A 3,335-nucleotide genomic window follows, 5' to 3' on the forward strand; every position below is an offset into this window, starting at 1 on the left:
ACCTGAATCACTCATCCAGATCTATCTAACTGATTTACCAAATCTGCCTGATTCCAAAGGTACTGTGATTTCAGGTAAGGGCGAGTTTCATTTTGACGGCCAGTCTTTCAGTTGCTTTGTAAAAATGGAAGTGCAAGGTTCATCAAGCGCTGCTTATGCAAAGAAAAACTGGAACATCGCATTCTTTTCAGACCAAGCTTTAACAAAAGCGCTAAACGTTAAGATTGGTGATCTACTGCCTCACGATGAACTTGTATTCAAATCAAACTGGATTGATCACACCAACATTCGCAATGCAATGTGTTATCGACTATGGGAACAGATTGTAGCAGCAAGATCCGGTTATCCACGCCTAGAAACGGAAAAACCGTATATTGGCAAAACAGGCAAAGACGCATTGCAAAACGGAGCAAACGGTGTACCACGTCTGTATTCAGCCCTGTTGTATATCAATGATGAATTTTACGGCATTGGTTCGTTCGGAACTGCGAAAAAGCGTGCTAACTACAACATTGCAAAAAACAAGCCCAAAGAAATCTTAATCGGTATGGATGGATGGAATGACATCACAAATCTTGAAGTCACAAATCCAACGCTTTATGAGCTGAAAGCGCCGAGCAGCCCAACTGTTGATACATTTAACGCGATTTCGAATTGGAACGCATTTACACAGCTCAGCGATGCGAACTTTACAGCACAAGCGAATGACTATCTTGATAAGCAAAACGCGATTGATTTTATGCTGTTTGCTGAGTTTGTTCGCTATGCAGACGGAGCTGGCGGCAATGGCGCAAAGAATTTCCAATTCATGAGTTACGACGGCAAGCGCTTTATGTTTATGCCATACGATCTCGACACAGTGTTTGGTCTTGATTGGACAGGTGGTGCTGTGTATGACAACACCAGTGGTACACAAACAATTGAAACGGGATCTGGTTCGTTCTGGCGCAAAGTCAAAGTCGCGTATAACACAGATGTTGAAGCACGATACAAACAATTGCGTGATCTGAAAATCATCTCAGTTGAGAACATCTATAACTTATCGACTGATCTATTTTTGAAGTATTCAAGAGATGTTTACGATCTTGAGCTAGCGCGTTGGCCCGTGCGTCCGTCTTTAAATATCACCAGCTTAGAACAAATTCTGACGTGGACAAAAAAGCGCATTGCATTTTTAGACACATATTTTAATTACACAGCTTAAGCGCAGGAGCAATCAATCATGTCATGCACAGTGTTTAAATCGACAAATACAGTCGATCAATCGATCAACGTTTTCCCGCCTCAAGGCTGGGCAAGCCAATTACGCATCGTCAGAAACTATGATTCTGAAACACAAGATACTTTTACATTTCGCAAAGATGATGCAACGACATTTAAAGCGGTTGGTGGCACTTTAATCTGTGTTGCGGCAGGTGCAACAATTCCGAGTGTCGATCTCACAATCTCAGGTCAACAAGACACGATCATCTTTAAATTGGAAGATGGTCGAGATTATGGTTATTTGCTCTGGAATAATCCAAGCAACATCAAGGGCAGAAATATTGGCGCGGGTGCGTATCCTGATTACTCACTCGGTGCACATATTGAAACACCAAGTTCAATTGCGGGGATGTTCTTTGATTCACCGCTATTTAATCAACGTGTCAACTCAATTGACACAAGTAATGTTGCAGATTTTAGTTACGTGTTTGCATCTTGCTCAAACTTTAATAGATCAATCTCAAACTGGAATACAAAAAATGGCATTTCATTTTCAGGGATGTTTAATAATGCATTAAAGTTCAACCAAAGTTTAAATCACCTAAAAACAGGTAACTCAGCATTTTTTGATTCAATGTTTCAAAGTGCAAAGAAATTTAACCAACCACTTTCAAATTTGGACGTATCGAAGGGAGTAAATTTTTATTCGATGTTTAAAGATGCGACCTCATTTGATCAAGATCTATCTAATTGGAATATGATTTCAGCTGAAACTATTAGTTATATGTTTGCAAACATGAGCTATAACAGAGCTTTAACTTGGAATACACCAAATCTTCAGAATATATCTGGATTGTTTAGTGAGAACATATCTTTCAATCAGCAGCTTAACTTAAATGTTGCGAAAGTTTGGAGTTTTGATTTTGTGTTTTGGCAGGCAAAAGCATTTAATCAGGATATTTCAAACTGGAATGTACGCAGCGGTGCGAGTTTTAGTAACTTTTTGAATGGTGCTACTTCATTCAATCAAGATCTTTCAAAGTGGTGTGCAAAATTCAATATTAATGCTGATTTCGGTAGTTTATTAAATGGATCAGGTATTTCAACAGAAAACTATGACAAGTTTTTAAATGCCTTGTGGCTCGATATTGGGACAACACGAGCAAGCGAGTGGTCTCAGCGAACAACAGCAAGAGTTTTATATACTGAAGGCAAAAAGTATTCACAAGCAAGCGCTGATGCACGCAGTAATCTGATTGATGCGGGTTGGACAATTACGGATGGAGGGCAAGCGTAATGAGCAACTATACGATTAATGATGGAAAGTTCTACAAAGTTACTGATAAAGACAGCGGTGCTGTTATCGCTATCGCTGAGTTATCTGAAACAAGTACACTTTCGACAATTCACAATGTCGAGTTTATCTCAGAAGAGCAGTATGAAGCTGAGCGCCCGAAGCCGGAGCCGTTGTCTGAAACGAAGATGATATAAAAGGCCGCATTTAGCGGTTTTTTTATTGCCAAAATTTAGGTGAGTCTATGCAGAAAAACCAGCTCGCTGTTCAAGAAGCCTTGACTTGGCTCGGAACACCTTATCATCATCAAGGCCGTGTCAAAGGCGTGGGTGTAGATTGCGGAACCCTGATCTGTGAGGTCTATGAAAAAGTTGGACTCATGGATTATTTAGATCCGCGTCCGTATCCACCAGACTGGCACATGCATCAGATGGGTGAGCGATATCTTGAGCATATCCGGAGTGTCTGCTTTGAAGTGGAAGGTCCACCAGAGCCAGGAGATATTGTGCTTTATAAAATTGGCAAATGTGTCAGCCATGGCGCAATTGTCGTTGAATGGCCAACAATCATTCATTCATATATCCATCTAGGAGTCATTCTTCAAGATGGCACCAAAGGAAGTTTAGCCCGGCGAATCGCCGGGTTTTTTCGTATGAAGAGGCTGAAATAATGGGTGGAATCTTTGGCAGTACAACAATCAGCACATCAGACAATCGCATTAACTCTATGCGTGTTCAGCAATCTGCATACGGACTGTGCCAGCCACTGGTCTATGGCAAAAACCGGTTGGCTGCGAATATGTTCTGGTATGGCGATTTCTCATCGACTGCGCATACCA

Annotated in this window: 4 protein-coding genes; all 4 read left to right on the forward strand. The window is 41.0% G+C overall.

The annotated features are described in order from the left end of the window. Positions 1-1,204: CotH kinase family protein (locus Aso01_RS15745; RefSeq protein WP_042065625.1), on the forward strand; the 1,204-nt coding region annotated here is incomplete at its 5' end. Between the two features lie 18 nt (positions 1,205-1,222). Beyond that, positions 1,223-2,500 (forward strand): BspA family leucine-rich repeat surface protein, encoded by a 1,278-nt coding sequence (locus tag Aso01_RS15750; RefSeq protein ID WP_004935658.1) that lies wholly within the window; start codon positions 1,223-1,225, stop codon positions 2,498-2,500. Beyond that, complete coding sequence (locus tag Aso01_RS15755) at positions 2,500-2,694, forward strand: hypothetical protein (RefSeq protein ID WP_004935662.1); 195 nt, start codon at positions 2,500-2,502, stop codon at positions 2,692-2,694. Before Aso01_RS15750 ends, Aso01_RS15755 begins: the two co-directional genes overlap by 1 nt. A 47-nt stretch (positions 2,695-2,741) precedes the next feature. Then, positions 2,742-3,167 carry an NlpC/P60 family protein gene (locus tag Aso01_RS15760; RefSeq protein WP_004935665.1) on the forward strand — a complete coding sequence of 142 codons (426 nt, stop codon included), beginning with the start codon at positions 2,742-2,744 and terminating at the stop codon, positions 3,165-3,167. Positions 3,168-3,335: the final 168 nt, after the last annotated feature.

The sequence above is a fragment of the Acinetobacter soli genome, from assembly GCF_000760595.1.
In the GTDB taxonomy this organism is placed as follows: Bacteria; Pseudomonadota; Gammaproteobacteria; order Pseudomonadales; family Moraxellaceae; genus Acinetobacter; species Acinetobacter soli.